This window comes from Bacillus cereus group sp. BfR-BA-01310, assembly GCF_022664325.1.
Classification (GTDB): Bacteria; Bacillota; Bacilli; order Bacillales; family Bacillaceae_G; genus Bacillus_A; species Bacillus_A paramycoides.
Genome location: NZ_JAKUHD010000002.1, coordinates 175,214 through 193,224 on the forward strand (window position 1 = coordinate 175,214; position 18,011 = coordinate 193,224).

Consider the following 18,011-nt stretch of genomic DNA (forward strand, 5'->3'; position numbering starts at 1 on the left):
CCGTTTTACAAATGTAAATATTTGTATTACATCTTTTGACGATCACGGAACGCGCGTGCAATTTCACGTTTTGCTTCTTTCTCTTTTAAATCGTGACGCTTATCATATTGCTTCTTACCTCGAGCTAAACCAAGTGCCATTTTTGCAAATCCATTTTTCAAATAGATTCTAAGTGGAACTAATGCGTAACCTGTTTCTTTTGCAGCTCCTGCTAACTTATCAATTTCTTTTTTATGAAGAAGTAATTTTCTTGTACGTAGCGGATCGTGATTGAAACGATTCCCTTGCTCATACGTACTAATATGCATATTATGAACCCATACTTCACCATTATGTATACGTGCAAACGCATCTTTCAAGTTCACGCGTCCAGCGCGAATCGACTTAATTTCCGTTCCTTGAAGGACAAGCCCTGCTTCGTATGTTTCTTCGATGAAATAATCATGAAATGCTTTTTTATTTTGTGCAATAACCTTACCTGTACCTTTTGGCATATAACGTCCCTCCTCTATTTTTACTATTGTAACAAATGTGAACAAAAAGCGAAAGTGGCTCGCTCAGAATCTTTGGACACCCTAGCTTCCGACAGAGCAGCACTTTTTGCTTCATACGAGGGAGCGAAATGACCAATAGATTCTAGCCACTGTAGCTGGATTCCAACAAAAAAGAAAAATGGCCCCGCTTTTCATCGAAGCGAAGCCACTCTTTTCTTACTTACGCTTTTTCTTTTTCTTTTTGAATCCTGGTACATTTTCGAAGAATGCTTTTTTCTTCTTGCCATTACCATCTTTTTTCCCTGGCTGACTTGCGGATGCGGATGTTGATCCCCTTCCTTTACCTTTGCCACCACGATCAAACTTTCTACCTGTTCCACGTTCACCGCTGCGCTCGTTACTACGTTCACTACGGCTAGCGCGTTTCTTTCTGCCTGTTCTTGGTTGTTCAATAACAACCGGACGATCTTTAAATTTACGACGAGGTGTGCCTTTCATGCCAACGATTTCAAAGTCGATTGCACGCTCGTCTTTATTTACGTTAATAACACGAATTGTAATTTCGTCACCAATACGGAATACGTTACCTGTACGTTCTCCGATCATTGCGAAATGCTGCTCGTCATAACGGTAGTAATCATCCGTTAAGTAGCTAACGTGTACAAGACCTTCAATTGTATTTGGCAGCTCTACGAATAAACCAAAGTTTGTTACAGAGCTAATCATACCGTCATACTCTTCACCGATCTTATCAAGCATATATTCTGCTTTTTTCAGTTCGTCTGTTTCACGCTCTGCTTCAACAGCACGGCGTTCCATATTAGAAGAATGCTCTGCAATCTCAGGTAAGTTTTCACGCCATTTCGCTTGCGTTTCATTGTCGACTTTACCGTTAATAATGTATTCACGAATCAATCTATGAACGATCGTATCTGGGTAACGACGAATCGGCGATGTGAAATGCGTGTAGAACTCAGTTGATAAACCGAAATGTCCTAAGCTATCTGCATCGTAACGTGCTTGCTTCATAGAACGAAGCATAACTGTTGAAATTACTACTTCTTCAGGCTGTCCTTGAACCATTTCAAGAATTTGCTGCAATGCACGAGGATGTATTTCATTCGCACGTCCTTTTACCGCATATCCGAAGTTTGTTACAAACTCGAAGAAACGCTCTAACTTATCTTCTTTCGGATCTTCATGGACACGGTACATAAACGGTACGTTCATCCAGTGGAAATGCTCTGCTACTGTTTCGTTCGCAACAAGCATAAACTCTTCAATTAACTTCTCTGATACAGAACGATCACGCATGACAACATCAGTCGGTTTTCCTTCTTCATCTACTAGCACTTTCGCTTCTTTAAAGTCAAAGTCGATTGCACCGCGGCGCATACGTTTTTCACGTAAAATTTGTGCTAACTGCCCCATCTCTTTAAACATTGGCACTAGCGGCTCGTAACGCTCGATTAACGCTTCGTCTTCATCTTCCAAAATGCTTCTAACATCCGCATACGTCATACGCTCTGTCGTTTTAATTACACTTTGGAAAATCTCATGCTTTACAACATCACCTAGATTATTGATTTCCATTTCACACGATAATGTAAGACGATCTACTTTTGGATTTAATGAACAAATACCGTTAGATAAACGGTGCGGAATCATTGGGATTACACGGTCAACAAGATATACACTCGTCGCTCTTTCAGCTGCTTCAACATCAATTGGAGAACCTTCTTGAACGTAATGACTTACATCCGCGATATGAACGCCAAGCTTATAGTTACCGTTCTCAAGCTTCGTTACTGTAACAGCATCATCTAAATCTTTTGCATCTGCACCGTCAATTGTAACAATCATTTGATCGCGCAAATCACGACGATCTTTTAAATCTTCTTCTGAAATCGTTTCTGGTACACTGTTTGCGTGTTCCATCACTTCTTCAGGGAACGCTAAAGGTAAATGATGTTTATGAATAACAGATAAAATATCTACCCCTGGATCATTTTTATGACCTAGAATTTGAATAACTTCACCTTCCGCACTTAAACGGTTCTCTGGGTAGCTCGTAATTTTCACAACTACTTTATGACCTTCTACAGCGCCCATAGATGCACTTTTCAAGATAAAAATATCACTTGTCCAGCGCTTATTATCAGGTATAACAAACCCAAAGTTCTTCGATTCTGTATATGTACCAACTAGTTCTTTCGTTCCACGCTCTAAAATACGAACAATTGTACCTTCTTGACGTGAACCACTTGATTGCGAGCTAACACGCGCTAATACTGTATCACCATGAAGTGCACCATTTAATTCTGTAGGCGGGATGAAAAGATCATCGTCTCCCGTTTTCTTCTCCTCTGGAACGACGAAAGCAAAGCCACGTGCGTGTCCAATTAACTTACCGCGTACTAAACTCATCTTTTCAGGAAGACCGTAGCGGTTGCTACGTGTACGAACAACAAGCCCCTTCTCTTCCATCATTACAAGTGCCTTTACGAAATCTTTAAAGCCCTCAGAGCCCTCGATTCCAAATGCAGCTTCTAATTCTTGTATCGTTAACGGTTTATACGCTTCTTCTCTCATAAATAATAACAACTTATCAATATGTTCTTGTATGATTTCTTCCAAGTAGAAATACCTCCTTTAAACCCTTATATTATTTAGTGTATCCGAAAGATAGGGGATGTATAAAGTGAAACTTTTGTTAGTTGGGATTTTGTCCATCCCCACTAATTATTAACCCACGCCAATCAGGATAAAAAATTCCCTTATGAAAAAAAGAGGCAACTAGATCTTACCAATCTAGTTGCTCCAAGAAGTTATATACATCCTCATGTAGCACATCACGTTCTTTATCAAGTGTAATGACATGCGTAGAGTCTTCATACCATTTAATGTCTTTTAACGTAGATTCTACACCGTTATAAATAATGTTAGCACTATCTGTATTGATCATCTCATCATGGCGTGCTTGTACAACGAATGTTGGAGCATAAATCATATCAACATTATTGCGTACGTCACGAATTAACTCTTGTAATGCTTTTAATGTATTCATCGGTGTCTGTTTAAATTCAAACATTTCCTGTTCAATTTGCTCTGGTGATTTTTGTTCACGTTTTTTATATTCGCGTGCATATGCCAATATACCTTGATACATAATTTCTTCACTTTTAATGTACATCGGTGCACACATTGGTACAACACCTAAAATCGGTAATGTATAAGCAAGTTTTAATGAGAATACTCCGCCTAATGATAATCCAACCGCAGCTATTTTCTCGTAACCTTGATCTTTTAAATGCTGGTAGGCATTCATTACATCTTTCCACCAGTCTTCAGGACCAGTATGAACAAGCTGCTCTGGTGGTACACCGTGTCCTTTATAAATTGGTGCATGACAAGTATAGCCTTTCTTCTCTAAAAAACGTCCAAGCATACGTACATCAGCTGAGTTCCCTGTAAATCCATGTAATAATAAAACAGCGCGGTCTCCACCTTCAAATGTAAATGGTTTTGGAGATGCTAATTTCATCATGTATTTCTCCTCTTTCTCTTCTGTAATCTAGTCGTATTTTTTCTATTCTTAGTGTACCATATTTATAATTCCATAATCTAATTAGAAACTTTTTTCGAATAACAAATTAAAAAAAGAAGAACCATTAGCACAAATCAGCTAACGCTTCTTCTTTTTAATTCTATAAATTGAAGTACGTAACACCAATTGTTAGTACGAAGAATAATACAGCTAAAACAACTGTAATACGGTTTAATACCGCTTCAATTCCACGTGCCTTTTGCTTACCAAACAATTGCTCTGCACCACCTGAAATAGCGCCTGAAAGGCCTGAGCTATTACTAGACTGCATAAGTACCATAACAATCATTAAGATCGATACAATAATAAGTAAAACTGATAATAACGTATGCACTTGGCGTACCTCCTACAAAGATTCAGTTATTTTAAATGTAGCATAAATCCTATAGAAAAGCGAGAGCTATAGAATTGCTCTCGCTTTTCTTCTATTACATAAACATCATTGCGAATAACGGTCCGAGCAAACATGTCAAAATTGCTGTTAATGTCATTGTTACCGATCCAATGACACCTTCATGCTCATTATTCTTCATTGCTCTCATAACACCCATAATATGAGAAGCACATCCAAAGCCAATCCCTTTACCAACCGAGTTTGTAACGCGGCTCCATTTTAATAAAATTGGTCCTGTAATTGTTCCAGTAATACCTGCGATAACGACGAAGGCCGCTGTTAAGGACGGGACACCACCAACTTGTTCAGATACACTCATTGCAACTGGCATTGTCACTGATTTTGGTAAAGAAGATAAAATTAAGCTTTTATCTGTTCCCATAAGTGAGGCGATAGCGAAATCACTTGCAATAGCAACCGTTGTACCTACTAATACACCACCAGCAATTGGTACAACATATTTTTGTAAAACATGACGTTGTTTATAAAGCGGGATTGCAAATGCTACAACACCTGGTCCAAGTAGCTTCGCAATCCAGCCACCACCGCTTTCCATGTAATTTTGATATGGTATATCAAGCACTATAAATAAGAAAGCCATTAATCCTGTTGCTACAAGCATTGGAATGGTGAATGGTGTTGGAAATAATTTATAGATTTTTTTAGATAATTGATATAATAGCACCGTAAAAAGAACCCAACCGATTCCGATTAATATTTGGCTCATTGTGTCTCTTTTTCCTTTCTATTCGCAAGATATTGTCCTGTATGTCCGGCGACAATAATAATTAAAAACGTACTCGCTATAACTGTAATGAAAAGAGAAATTCCTTTACTCATAAAAAAAGCACCGTAATTCATTAGGCCAAGCGTTGGCGGAATTAATAAAAACGGCATAATGGCAACGAGTGTTTCTGCTCCTAAATCAAACCATTTCACTGGAAGTACTTTTAGGCTAAGTAAAACAAGTAAAAAAAACATCCCAATCAAACTTCCTGGAATTGGAATATTCAACATTTCTTGCACCCAATTTCCAACCATATAAAACACATAAAGAGCTGCAATTTGGACAAGAATCTTTGTAAATTTCATGTTCATCATCCCTCATGTTTATACGATCTTCTGTTAATATCTTTATCATAGTATAAATTGTAAAAAGCTGCAATTTATCAAATCGACACCAAAAAACCGCCATGTTATACGCTTACACCCTTGATATGACTGCGTTTCTGAACTTAATTTACGTCAAAAACCTTGACCTAATATATAAAGTTTATATTTTCTGAATTTTAACGGTTACTATTTCAATAAAACAAAACCCTTCACTCCATTTTTATTCTGTCTTCTCGCACATATATATAACAAGATAGGTGGTGAACATATGTCTAAAAAAGTTCTCATTTTTTGTGATCCTGGAATCGATGATACGATAGCCCTCCTCCTCGCAATACATTGCTATCGATTTTGATTATAACCTTTTCTTTAAATACTTCATGTCACTTATGACAGATGAACAATTTTAGCATAAAAAAACAGACCGTGATTTCTCACGGTCTGTCGTTATTTTCTACAATTATCGTTTGATATTGTAGAAAGATTTTAAACCATCGTAAACAGCGATTTCGCCTAGTTCGTCTTCGATGCGTAATAATTGGTTGTACTTAGCAATACGGTCAGTACGGCTCATAGAACCAGTTTTGATTTGGCCAGCGTTAGTTGCAACTGCGATGTCAGCGATTGTAGCATCTTCAGTTTCACCAGAACGGTGAGATACAACTGCTGTGTAACCAGCACGTTTAGCCATTTCGATTGCTTCGAAAGTCTCAGTTAAAGTACCGATTTGGTTAACTTTAATTAAGATTGAGTTAGAGATACCTTTTTCGATACCTTCAGCAAGCTTTTGAGTGTTAGTTACGAATAAATCGTCACCAACTAATTGTACTTTATCACCGATACGCTCAGTTAATAATTTGTGACCATCCCAGTCGTTTTCGTCTAAACCATCTTCGATAGAGATGATTGGGAAGTCTTTGCAAAGCTCTTCGTAGAAATCAACCATTTCTGCAGAAGTTAAGCCAGTACGGCCTTCGCCTGCAAGGTCATATTTACCAGTTTCTTTGTTGTAGAACTCAGAAGAAGCAACGTCCATTCCTAAGAATACGTTCTCGCCAGCTTTGTAACCAGCTTTTTCGATAGCTTCGATAATTACTTCTAATGCTTCACGGTTAGAACCAAGGTTTGGAGCGAATCCACCTTCGTCACCTACTGCAGTGTTAAGACCTTTGTCATGTAATACAGCTTTAAGTGCATGGAATACTTCAGCACCCATACGGATTGATTCTTTGAATGTTGGAGCACCAACTGGTAAGATCATGAACTCTTGGAAGTCAACGTTGTTATCAGCGTGAGAACCACCGTTGATGATGTTCATCATTGGAGTTGGTAATTGTTTTGCATTGAATCCACCAAGGTAACGGTATAATGGAAGACCTACGAAGTCAGCTGCTGCGTGAGCTACTGCCATAGATACACCAAGGATAGCGTTAGCGCCTAGTTTACCTTTGTTTGGAGTGCCATCCAATTCGATCATAGCACGGTCGATACCAGCTTGGTCAGTTACATCGAAACCAACGATTTCTGGAGCGATTGCTTCGTTAACGTTGTTTACTGCGTTCATAACACCTTTACCAAGGTAACGAGATTTGTCACCGTCACGTAATTCTACTGCTTCGTGTTCACCAGTAGATGCACCACTTGGTACGATAGCGCGTCCGAATGCGCCGCTTTCTGTGTAAACTTCTACTTCTACAGTTGGGTTACCACGAGAGTCAAGGACTTCGCGAGCATAAACATCAATAATTGTTGACATAATAAATTCTCTCCTTTTTATATAAGCAAATTATTTAATAATTGTTTTACCTGTCATTTCTTTCGGTTGTTTCACATTTAAAAGTGTAAGCATTGTTGGGGCGATATCTCCTAAAATACCACCTTCACGAAGCTCTACATCATTTTTTGTAACGATGAAAGGAACCGGGTTAGTTGTATGAGCTGTCATTGGTCCACCATCAGCAGTTAACTCCTGATCAGCATTACCATGGTCAGCAGTAATAAGTGCTACACCATCTTTTGCAAGAATCGCTTCTACAACTTTTCCTAAACACTCGTCAGTTGCTTCTACTGCTTTAATTGTTGGTTCCATCATCCCAGAATGGCCAACCATATCACAGTTTGCAAAGTTAAGAATGATAACATCATGTTTATCATTTTCGATTTCATTTACTAAAGCGTCCGTTACTTCGTAAATGCTCATTTCAGGTTTCAAGTCATATGTTGCAACCTTCGGTGAGTTAATTAAGATACGCTTTTCTCCTGGGAATTCAGCCTCACGACCACCGCTAAAGAAGAATGTAACGTGCGGATACTTTTCAGTTTCCGCGATGCGAAGTTGCTTTAATCCCGCTTGCGCAACAACTTCACCTAATGTGTTATCAAGGTTCATTGGCTTAAATGCCACGTAACCATCTACAGTTTCACTGAAATGTGTCATACAAACGAATTCAGGAATGTGAGGTACTTTTTCACCACGATCGAACTCACGGAAGTCTTCGTTTGTAAATACACGAGCAATTTGAATTGCGCGGTCTGGACGGAAGTTATAGAAGATAACTGCATCATCATTATTGATTGTTGCAACTGGCGTGTCATCTTCGTTAACAATTACAGACGGCAATACGAATTCATCATAGATACCATTTGCATATGAGTCTTCTACACACTCTTCTGCAGATTTATAAGTAGGGCCTTCACCATTCACCATAGCACGGTAACATTTTTCTACGCGATCCCAACGCTTGTCACGGTCCATGGAGTAATAACGACCAGAGATAGTCGCGAATTGTCCTACTCCTGTTTCTTTAATTACTTCATTTGTTGCATCGATATAACCTTTTGCTGTTTGTGGTCCAACATCGCGGCCGTCTAAGAATGCATGGATATAAACTTTCTCCACACCTTCTTTTGCTGCTAAGCGAAGAAGAGCAAACATATGGTTCATGTGACTGTGCACACCACCATCAGAAAGTAAACCGAATAAATGAAGAGCAGTACCTTTTTCTTTTACGCTTTTAATTGCATTTTGGAAAGTTTCGTTCTGATCGAACTCACCTTCACGAATTGCAACGTTTACGCGAGTTAAGCTTTGATATACTATGCGACCAGCACCGATATTTAAGTGACCAACCTCAGAGTTACCCATTTGACCTTCTGGAAGACCTACTTCCTCACCACAAGCTGTAAGCGTTGTATGAGGGAATTTGTTCCAGTAACCATCAAAATTAGGTTTCTTAGCTTGTGCTACAGCATTCCCGTAAGTTTCTTCACGTAGTCCGAAACCATCAAGAATGATTAAAGCTGTTGGCTTTCTCATTTTACCGCCCCCAGAAGACCTAAGAACGAAGCAGGCTCTAAGCTAGCACCGCCAACTAAAGCGCCGTCGATGTCAGATTGTGCCATATACTCTTTAATGTTTTCTGGTTTTACGCTACCGCCGTATTGAATACGAACAGCTTCTGCAGCTTCTGGAGAAACAGCTTCTGCAACAACTTTACGGATGTGCGCACATACTTCGTTTGCATCTGCAGAAGAAGAAGATTTACCTGTACCGATAGCCCAGATTGGCTCATAAGCGATAACAGTTGCTTTAACTTGCTCTTCTGTTAAACCTGCAAGTGCTTTTGTCACTTGACCTGCTACTAGATCAAATGTTTTTCCGCTTTCGCGCTCTTCTAAAGTCTCACCACAACAAACGATTGGTGTTAAACCATGTTCAAATGCTGCAAGAGTCTTTTTGTTTACTGATTCGTCTGTTTCAGCAAACATTTCACGACGCTCAGAGTGGCCAAGTACTACGTAGCCTACTTTTAAGTCGCTAAGTGCTACTGGGCTAATTTCGCCAGTGAATGCACCATTTTTTTCGAAGTGCATGTTTTGTGCACCTACTTGTAAGGCAGTTCCTTCAGTCGCTGCTACTAAACGCTCTAAGAATAGAGCTGGAGAGCAAACTACTGCATCAACAGCTGAAGCTGCTGGGATTTGACCTTTAACTTCCTCTACGAAGCTAACTGCTTCAGATAGAGTTTTATTCATTTTCCAGTTACCTGCGATAATTGGTTTACGCATGCTTTGCACCGTCCTTTTTCTTTGGCTGCTACTTATTTGTCGTTAAGACAAACTACACCTGGAAGCTCTTTACCTTCCATGAATTCTAATGACGCACCGCCGCCAGTAGAAATGTGGCTCATTTTATCAGCCATACCGAATTTTTCAACAGCTGCTGCAGAGTCCCCACCGCCGATAACAGAGTATGTATCTTCTGCATCTGCTAATGCTTGTCCTACTGCTTTTGTACCTTCTGCGAATGGAGTCATTTCGAATACACCCATTGGTCCATTCCATACAACAAGCTTAGAGTTTTTAATTACATCTGCATAAATTTCACGTGTTTTAGGACCGATGTCCACGCCTTCCCAGTTAGAAGGGATAGAGTCGATACCAACGATTTTAGTTGTTGCAGTTTCAGAGAATTCCTCTGTGATTACAACATCAACTGGCATGTAGAAGTTTACGCCTTTTTCTTTTGCAAGTTGCATAAATTCTTTAGCTAGTTCAATCTTGTCGTCTTCACATAGAGATAGACCAATTTCATGACCTAAAGCTTTAACGAATGTGTAAGCAAGTCCGCCACCGATGATTAAGTTATCTACTTTGTCTAATAGATGACGAATTACACCAATTTTATCTTTTACTTTCGCACCACCGATGATAGCTGTGAATGGACGTTCTGGGTTAGAAAGTGCTTTACCTAATACATCTAACTCTTTTTCCATTAGTAAACCAGATACTGCCGGTAGGTAGTCTGCGATACCCGCTGTAGAAGCGTGAGCACGGTGAGCTGCACCGAATGCATCGTTTACGAAGATATCAGCAAGAGCTGCAAATTCTTTCGCAAGTTCTGCATCGTTCTTTTCTTCGCCCGCATAGAAACGTACGTTTTCAAGAACTAATACGTCGCCTTCGTTCATTGCTGCAACCATTTCTTGTGCAACTGGTCCGAATGCTTCGTCCGCTTTTTTAACGTCTTTACCAAGAAGCTCGCCTAAACGTGCTGCTACTGGAGTTAAACGCATTTCTTCTACTACTTGACCTTTTGGACGGCCTAAGTGGCTTGCTAAAATAACTTTCGCACCTTGCTCTACTAAATATTGAATTGTAGGAAGAGCTGCACGGATACGAGTTTCATCTGTAATTTTGCCTTCTTTCATAGGTACGTTGAAGTCAACGCGGCAAAATACACGCTTACCTTTTAAATCTACGTCACGAATTGATTTTTTGTTCATTGGTTTTCCCTCCGACTACTAGTTAGGATTGACAAAACCCATTCAAAAGCTTAACACATTTGCTTCTAAAACGAAAGAAGAGAGAGAGGGAACAAACCCTCTCCCTCGTTTTGTCATTGATTACTTATATACTTAAGAATTAAAGACCTTTAGAAGTCATGTATGCAGCTAGGTCTACTACGCGGTTAGAGTAACCAGTTTCGTTATCGTACCAAGAAAGTACTTTAACCATGTTACCTTCCATTACCATTGTAGATAATGCGTCGATTGTAGAAGAAGCTGTGCATCCGTTATAGTCGATAGATACTAATGGCTCTTCGCTGTATCCAAGGATACCTTTTAATTCGCCTTCAGCTGCTGCTTTGAATGCTGCGTTTACTTCTTCAACTGTTACTTCTTTGTCAAGTTCAACAACTAAGTCAACAAGAGAAACGTTAGCAGTTGGAACACGTACAGCGCCACCGTTTAATTTACCTTTAAGTTCTGGTAATACTAATGCTACAGCTTTAGCAGCACCAGTAGATGTTGGGATCATGTTTTCAGCTGCTGCACGAGCACGACGTAAATCTTTGTGTGGTAAGTCTAAGATTTGTTGGTCGTTAGTGTAAGAGTGAATTGTTGTCATCATTCCGCGTTTTACGCCGAATTTTTCGTTTAATACTTTAGCGAATGGAGCTAGACAGTTTGTAGTACAAGAAGCGTTAGATACTACGTTGTGGTTAGCTGCATCGTATTGTTCGTGGTTAACACCCATAACTACAGTGATATCTTCGTCAGAAGCTGGAGCTGAGATGATAACTTTCTTAACTGATCCACCTAAGTGTTTTTCAGCGTCTGATTTTTTAGTGAAACGACCAGTAGATTCTACTACTACTTCTACTCCGTATTCGCTCCATGGTAATTGAGCAGGGTCACGCTCAGCGATAACTTTAATTTCTTTACCGTTAACAACGATGCTGTTTTCGTTAGCAGATACTTCTGCATTTAAAGTTCCGTGAACTGTGTCATATTTTAAAAGGTGAGCTAATGTTTTAGCATCTGTTAAGTCGTTGATTGCTACTACTTCTACCTCAGAGTTGTTAAGAGCTGCGCGGAATACGTTACGTCCGATACGTCCAAATCCATTAATACCAATTTTAGTCATTTGAATTTCCTCCTTGGGGGATTATATTTAAAGGGTAATACCCTTTGTTAACTGTTTTGCTGCACCTTCATCTGTAATTAGAATTGAAGTGTGCCCTTGCTTTATTACAGCCTGTATTGCCTTTGCCTTTGAAGAACCTCCAGCGACTGCAACAACGTGAGATACATGTTGTAAATCTTCAAGTTGCATACCAACTGTTCTTACTTTATGAACAACATTTCCTTGTTCATTAAAGTAGTAACCGAAAGCTTCGCCAACTGCTTCGCTTGCCTGAATCTTTAACCAATCTGCTTCTGAAGTATTTCTGCGACGTGCCATTGTTAACGCATCACCGATTCCATGAATGACGATATTGGAAGATCGAATCAACTCAAGAACTTCTTTCACGGATGGCTCTGTTACAATGGACGCATATGCTTCGCTACTAACGTGATCTGGAACATACAATAAGCGATAATTACTCATCGTATTTTGTGCCATTTTGGCACAAATGGTATTGGCTTCTAACTCAACACCTTCTCCAATTCCACCACGTGCTGGGACAAATAGCATATGTAAATCTTTGCAATCAAGTTGCATCATGTCCGCAGCAGCAGCTAGCGTAGTTCCTCCAGCCACAGCAACGATATTATTCGCTGTCAGACGGTCTTTTATACAAGTCACACAAGCACGGCCCATCTCCAGTTTGACCCAAGGTGATTCATCACTATCACCAGGGACAACGAAAACTTCATCCAAATCTAATGTTTCCTTAAGTTGTTTTTCTAAAACCTTTAACCCGGAAATTTCTTTCATAAAGTCTTCCAAAGCAAGAACTAAAGCTGTTCCTTCTTCTGTCAAAGTCATTCCAGAAGAAGCGACGTGAACTAAGTTTTGTTCTTTCAAAACTTGAACTTCACTTCGCAATACTCGTTCTGTCATACCAAGACTTGCAGATAAGTTTCTTCTTCCAATCGGCTGCATAAGCCTGATGTACTGAAGAACTTGCATTCTCGTTTGCATAACAGGTAGCAGATCAGGTAATAATTTTTTTGTGTTCTGAATCCATGAGCGCATATCTTTTCTCCTCACTACATTGGTTCATTTTTCCTCGTGGTCACTTTGTGTCCCGTAGTGACATTTTATGTCCCACATAGGTTAAAAAAATAATCCCTGCTACGTGTATTATTGTAACAGGAGATTGAAACTTATTCAACTCTTAACTGCATTGTTTATATAGTTTATTATGACACCTTTGTGAATGTTACCATATTCTACTTGTTTTCCGCCTATTTCTACAACCGGAATCATTAAATGATATTTTTCTAAAAGGTCATTATCTTCATATATATCTATTTCCTCGATTTGAAAAGAATATTCACATTGTACTTCCTGTAAAACTTGTTTCGCCTTTTCACAAAGACCACAATCTTTTTTTGTATATAGTACAACTTTCATCTTCTTCACCTATCCAATTGTTTTTCTTAGAGACGAAGCAGGAATGTGCATTTGTTCTCTATATTTCGCAACTGTTCTTCGAGAAATAACGATTTCATGCTCTTCTTCTAATAATTTTGAAATCTTTTGATCCGAAAGTGGCTTTTTCTTATTTTCCGCCTCCACAAGCGTTTGAATAATCCGCTTCACCCGCTTCGTTGAAACGGCCTCATCCTCTGTCGTCGAAACAGCATTACTAAAGAAGGATTTCATCTCAAATAAACCGTGCGGTGTTTGCACATACTTATTTCGCGTTGCGCGACTAATTGTAGACTCGTGCACACTTAACTCTTCCGCTACCTCTTTTAAAGCAAGTGGCTTTAAATACTCTGGACCTTTCCAGAAGAAATCACGCTGTTTTTCCATAATAATAGTCATCACTTGTAAGAGTGTTTGTTTTCTCTGTTTCAAACTGCGCATAATCCATTGCACATGCTGATACTTCTCCGATACGTAAGAAGCAACTTCTCTTTCACTATTATTAAGAAGCGCACTATACTCAGAATGGATTTCAATTCTCGGCATATTTCTCTCGTTCATCTGTAAAACGAGACGATCCCCTTCTTTTTTCACCGCCATATCAGGCACAATATAAAGTGGTTTATCAGAAGAAAACGCAAGACCTGGTTTTGGTTGTAATGACGTAATACAATTTACCGCATGCTGTAATTCCTCATTACTACACTTCAGCACTTGAACAAGCTTTCGCCAATCTTTCTTCACGAAGTAATTAAAGTGCTCCTCTACAACCTCTTCCGCTAATCCATTCCGTCTTTGTAAGCGCTTCAATTGTAAGGTTAGACATTCCTGAATATTACGCGCCCCTACCCCTGCTGGCTCTAAAGATTGGACAAGCTCCACAGAACGGTCTACTACATCCATCGATGCAGAAAGAAGCTCTGATAGCTCTTCATTCGTTTCTTGTAAATACCCATTTCCATCCATGTTCATAATAATGAAAGAAGCTACTTTTCGCTCTTCTTCATCTATTTTATAATACTGTATTTGATTTAATAAATGTTGCTGAATCGTTGTTGAATCCACACTGTAGATTTCCATCTGATTCTCGACTTGTTTGCCGGTACTTTTACTTGTGTTAGAGCTCTTTTTCTTCTCCCTCTCAAAACCACCCAACTCAATAAGGGGATTCTCTAACGATTGCTCATACAAAAACTCCGATAATTCTTGTACATTATACTGGAGCATTGTAATCGCTTGCCTTAACTCTTGTGTCATTGCCAAACGTAAGCTTTGTTCTTGTAAAAGACTTGCCTTCAAACTAATCTCCCCCTTGTTTCTATTGTACAATAAGTTTGGTAAAAGGAGAATCCTATCGCAGACACCCATTCCAAAATATTATTAATTTATATGTATTAATGAGATTTACATCTTACAACCTAAAAATGAATAATATTGAAATAAAATAATAAACCACAACATTACCACCAAGTACTAATAGTAAATCTTATTACTAGATATAACAAGAGAAAAATAAAAAAGTCCTAACCTACAAAACGTAAGTTAGGACTTTTTGACGCGCCCAGAGGGATTCGAACCCCCGGCAGACGTGGTACCGGAAACCACCGCTCTATCCGACTGAGCTATGGGCGCATGATTATAAAAAAACACTTCATTTTCTTCTCATAATAATAGCAATAAAATCCATCTAAAGCAATAAAAATATACCCTTAATCCTTTATGCCCCTTAGCTGGAAGCATATAAATACATATCCCTCCCCTAAATTTTCCAATCATAAATTCCCCCCAACTCACAAATTATAATCTTTGAATTGATATTCCAAAGGGGGCTTCATTCAATGACTGTAATTACAAAACTAAAGCAAACTGTTTCTGGATTAAAAAGTGCACAAGCCAGCTTAGAGGGATTCGCTCTTGATACGGATAACCAACAAGCAAAGCAACTTTTCCAAACAGCTGCGCAGCAAACACAAACAATTATCGATTCTTTAAACCCACGTGTTGAAGAAGTCCAACAAGAAGAACCACAATACACACAGCAATAACTAAAAGTACCATTTCATCTAATGGTATACATTGCTGTGAAACAGAAAAAGGATGATATGCAGTCATCCTTTTTCTCTCACATTACATAATGCAATAGAAATGGAATGATGATTATGCGAAAGATCGGACTTATAACCGCGTTATTTGTACTTCTATTTAGCTCTTTTACTGGCTGTGATAATAGCCCATTAGATAAAAAGGTAAAGAAAGAAGAAGCAAAACGAACAGAGAAAGAAAAAGGCCCCAAATTAACGAAGATGAGCACGGAATCCTTTAATCAATCTATATCGCAAGAAGCAAAGAAAAAAGCTCTCACTATGGATGAAATTATAAAAAGCACCGCAGTTAATTCAAATTTAGACCTCTACATAGCGGTTAAACCTGAACATCATGAAAGGTTTGGACTGAAACCACTGCGCAAAAAACTTCAAAAGCAATTAAGTGATGCATATCCTACTTTCGATGTTCGTGTCAGTACAGATAAAAAGATCTTCATGTTACTCGAAAAGCTTGAAATCAAAATTAAGAGAAAAGAAGTAAATAAAGATGAAATCAAAAAACAGTTAAAGCTTATCGGATCAGAAATGGAATCTAACACTTAACGCTTTCTAATAGAAAAGGAAGGATTGAAATGTCTAGTAAAGATAAAAACTTAACCCCTGTACAACAGGAATATAAAAAATTCGAGCAAGAACGGGAGCCCAAGCGTCCTGTTTTGAAAAATTGTATAAAAGCTTTTTTCGTCGGTGGTTTTATTTGTTTAATTGGACAGTTTATTTCTACTTTTTACATCACATATTTTGATTTCACTGAGCGTTCAGCAGGAAATCCAACAGTCGCAACTCTTATTTTCATCTCGATGTTACTAACTGGATTCGGTGTATATGACCGCCTCGGACAATTTGCTGGAGCAGGCACAGCTGTACCTGTTACTGGATTTGGAAACTCGGTAATCGCAGCCTGTATCGAACACCGGACTGAAGGATTCGTTCTTGGTGTTGGAGGTAACATGTTTAAACTAGCTGGCTCTGTTATTTTATTTGGTGTATTTTCTGCTTTCATCATCGCACTTATTAAAACGATTCTCGTTCAATGGGGAGGGCTATAAATGTTACAAGGACACCGAACATGGGTATTTGAAAACAAACCAGTCATTATCTCAACCGGGGTAGTCGGTGGACCATTTGAAGCAAAGGGAAATATCCCTGAAGACTTCGACACCCTCCATGAAGATTTATGGCTTGGACAAGATTCTTACGAAAAGGCACATAAAATTTTATTTGAAGAAGCTTGTAGCCGCGCTACCGAAAAGGCAAAACTTCGTAAAGACGATATTCAATTCGTACTCGCAGGAGATTTAATTAATCAAATAACTCCAACGAGCTTTGCATGTCGTACACTCGGAACACCTTATCTCGGATTATTTGGAGCTTGCTCTACTTCTATGGAAGGATTGGCACTTGGGGCAAGCATTGTAAATGCAAAAGGGGCCAAATATTTATTAACTGGAGCATCAAGCCATAACGCTGCCGTAGAAAAACAATTCCGATATCCAACTGAATACGGTGGTCAAAAACCTCCTACTGCCCAGTGGACAGTGACCGGTGCAGGCGCAGCTATTTTAAGTGACACTGGATATGGTCCACAAGTAACATCCGCAACAATTGGTCGCGTTGTCGATATGGGATTAACTGATCCATTTAATATGGGTGGCGCGATGGCCCCAGCGGCTGTCGATACGATTGAAGCCCATTTACGTGAACGACAAATTGACGCCAGTTACTACGACTTAATTGTAACAGGTGACCTTGGACATGTTGGTCGTGAAATTGCCTATGACCTACTACATAAACATGGAACAAAAATAACGAGCGAGCAATTCCAAGATTGCGGAATCATCATTTATAGAGACGGGCAACCTGTCATAGCTGGTGCAAGTGGCCCGGGATGTTCTGCAACAGTCGTGTACGGTCATTTATTAAATCGAATGAAAAGGGGAGAATTTAATAAGATACTTGTCGTTGCAACAGGTGCTTTACTATCTCCGCTGACATTCCAGCAAGAAGAAACAATCCCCTGTATCGCTCACGCTGTTTCGATTGAATTTGGAGGTGCAACGCAATGATTTTTTTCTGGGCTTTCGTCATTGGTGGACTTATATGTGTAATTGGGCAACTGATGTTTGATGTCGGTAAGTTAACGCCAGCTCATACAATGGCAACACTCGTTGTTATCGGCGCAATATTAGATGGGCTTAATCTTTATGAACCATTAATTGATTTCGCTGGGGCCGGAGCGACCGTACCAATTACAAGCTTCGGTAACGCCCTCGTTCACGGTGCGATGGAAGAAGCGGCTAAACATGGAATCGTCGGTGTCATTACCGGTATGTTTAAAGTAACGAGTGCTGGTATATCCGCAGCTATTATTTTCGGATTCATCGGTGCATTACTATTTAAACCGAAAGGATAAG

19 protein-coding genes, 1 tRNA gene and 1 pseudogene are annotated in these 18,011 nt (G+C 39.3%); 6 read left to right on the forward strand and 15 right to left on the reverse strand.

From position 1 onward, the window contains the following. Positions 1-26: 26 nt before the first annotated feature. The 6 genes from smpB to MR109_RS06050 all read right to left on the reverse strand — a co-directional run bounded on the left by smpB (position 27) and on the right by MR109_RS06050 (position 5,596). Positions 27-494, reverse strand: coding sequence for an SsrA-binding protein (gene smpB / locus MR109_RS06025; RefSeq protein WP_048370323.1), 468 nt, complete (start codon positions 492-494; stop codon positions 27-29). 216 nt (positions 495-710) lie between these two features. Next, a complete protein-coding gene (rnr, locus tag MR109_RS06030; RefSeq protein WP_071717460.1) occupies positions 711-3,131 on the reverse strand; it encodes a ribonuclease R in 2,421 nt (806 codons plus the stop codon). 166 nt (positions 3,132-3,297) lie between these two features. Then, positions 3,298-4,038, reverse strand: a complete 741-nt coding sequence (locus MR109_RS06035) for an alpha/beta hydrolase (RefSeq protein WP_165615140.1) — start codon at positions 4,036-4,038, stop codon at positions 3,298-3,300. 163 nt (positions 4,039-4,201) lie between these two features. Continuing rightward, positions 4,202-4,435, reverse strand: a complete 234-nt coding sequence (gene secG / locus MR109_RS06040; RefSeq protein WP_002174164.1) for a preprotein translocase subunit SecG — start codon at positions 4,433-4,435, stop codon at positions 4,202-4,204. Positions 4,436-4,529: 94 nt separating this feature from the next. Continuing rightward, positions 4,530-5,222, reverse strand: coding sequence for an LrgB family protein (locus MR109_RS06045; RefSeq protein WP_002174165.1), 693 nt, complete (start codon positions 5,220-5,222; stop codon positions 4,530-4,532). Continuing rightward, entirely contained in the window at positions 5,219-5,596 is a 378-nt protein-coding gene (locus MR109_RS06050) for a CidA/LrgA family holin-like protein (protein WP_175546533.1), read from the reverse strand. The genes MR109_RS06045 and MR109_RS06050 overlap by 4 nt, the downstream gene beginning before the upstream one ends. 341 nt (positions 5,597-5,937) lie before the next feature. Here MR109_RS06050 and MR109_RS30530 point away from each other — a divergent pair. Next, a pseudogene (locus MR109_RS30530) lies at positions 5,938-6,018 on the forward strand (nucleoside hydrolase); the annotation flags it as partial. 50 nt (positions 6,019-6,068) lie between these two features. Here the strand turns inward: MR109_RS30530 and eno are convergent. The 9 genes from eno to MR109_RS06095 form a co-directional block, all read right to left on the reverse strand. Further along, the gene (gene eno / locus MR109_RS06055) at positions 6,069-7,364 is read right to left on the reverse strand and encodes a phosphopyruvate hydratase (protein ID WP_002124088.1); all 1,296 of its coding nucleotides are present in this window, start codon (positions 7,362-7,364) and stop codon (positions 6,069-6,071) included. A gap of 30 nt (positions 7,365-7,394) precedes the next feature. Continuing rightward, complete coding sequence (gene gpmI, locus MR109_RS06060) at positions 7,395-8,924, reverse strand: 2,3-bisphosphoglycerate-independent phosphoglycerate mutase (RefSeq protein ID WP_242271304.1); 1,530 nt, start codon at positions 8,922-8,924, stop codon at positions 7,395-7,397. After that, entirely contained in the window at positions 8,921-9,676 is a 756-nt protein-coding gene (gene tpiA, locus MR109_RS06065; protein ID WP_242271305.1) for a triose-phosphate isomerase, read from the reverse strand. The genes gpmI and tpiA overlap by 4 nt, the downstream gene beginning before the upstream one ends. A gap of 32 nt (positions 9,677-9,708) precedes the next feature. Further along, positions 9,709-10,893, reverse strand: a complete 1,185-nt coding sequence (locus MR109_RS06070) for a phosphoglycerate kinase (RefSeq protein ID WP_001036350.1) — start codon at positions 10,891-10,893, stop codon at positions 9,709-9,711. A gap of 139 nt (positions 10,894-11,032) precedes the next feature. Then, positions 11,033-12,037 (reverse strand): type I glyceraldehyde-3-phosphate dehydrogenase, encoded by a 1,005-nt coding sequence (gap, locus tag MR109_RS06075; RefSeq protein WP_242271306.1) that lies wholly within the window; start codon positions 12,035-12,037, stop codon positions 11,033-11,035. 27 nt (positions 12,038-12,064) lie between these two features. Beyond that, a complete protein-coding gene (gene cggR / locus MR109_RS06080) occupies positions 12,065-13,093 on the reverse strand; it encodes a gapA transcriptional regulator CggR (protein WP_002174169.1) in 1,029 nt (342 codons plus the stop codon). Between the two features lie 135 nt (positions 13,094-13,228). After that, positions 13,229-13,474, reverse strand: coding sequence for a glutaredoxin family protein (locus MR109_RS06085; protein ID WP_002174170.1), 246 nt, complete (start codon positions 13,472-13,474; stop codon positions 13,229-13,231). Positions 13,475-13,483: 9 nt separating this feature from the next. Further along, complete coding sequence (rpoN, locus tag MR109_RS06090) at positions 13,484-14,791, reverse strand: RNA polymerase factor sigma-54 (protein WP_242271307.1); 1,308 nt, start codon at positions 14,789-14,791, stop codon at positions 13,484-13,486. 257 nt (positions 14,792-15,048) lie between these two features. Continuing rightward, positions 15,049-15,124 (reverse strand) — tRNA-Arg (locus MR109_RS06095). A gap of 206 nt (positions 15,125-15,330) precedes the next feature. On the opposite strand from MR109_RS06095, the gene MR109_RS06100 reads away from it, so the two are divergent. From MR109_RS06100 to spoVAE, 5 genes are all read left to right on the forward strand, one after another. Next, the gene (locus tag MR109_RS06100; protein WP_000216167.1) at positions 15,331-15,537 is read left to right on the forward strand and encodes a DUF1657 domain-containing protein; all 207 of its coding nucleotides are present in this window, start codon (positions 15,331-15,333) and stop codon (positions 15,535-15,537) included. Positions 15,538-15,651: 114 nt separating this feature from the next. Beyond that, on the forward strand, positions 15,652-16,140 hold the full coding sequence (locus MR109_RS06105) for a YhcN/YlaJ family sporulation lipoprotein (protein ID WP_242271308.1): 489 nt from the start codon (positions 15,652-15,654) through the stop codon (positions 16,138-16,140). Positions 16,141-16,169: 29 nt separating this feature from the next. Then, positions 16,170-16,646 carry a stage V sporulation protein AC gene (spoVAC, locus tag MR109_RS06110; RefSeq protein WP_242271309.1) on the forward strand — a complete coding sequence of 159 codons (477 nt, stop codon included), beginning with the start codon at positions 16,170-16,172 and terminating at the stop codon, positions 16,644-16,646. Continuing rightward, positions 16,647-17,663: a stage V sporulation protein AD gene (gene spoVAD / locus MR109_RS06115; protein WP_048370307.1), complete on the forward strand. Its 1,017-nt coding sequence runs from the start codon at positions 16,647-16,649 to the stop codon at positions 17,661-17,663. Beyond that, positions 17,660-18,010 carry a stage V sporulation protein AE gene (gene spoVAE, locus MR109_RS06120; RefSeq protein ID WP_002174175.1) on the forward strand — a complete coding sequence of 117 codons (351 nt, stop codon included), beginning with the start codon at positions 17,660-17,662 and terminating at the stop codon, positions 18,008-18,010. Before spoVAD ends, spoVAE begins: the two co-directional genes overlap by 4 nt. The last annotated feature ends 1 nt before the right edge of the window (position 18,011 follow it).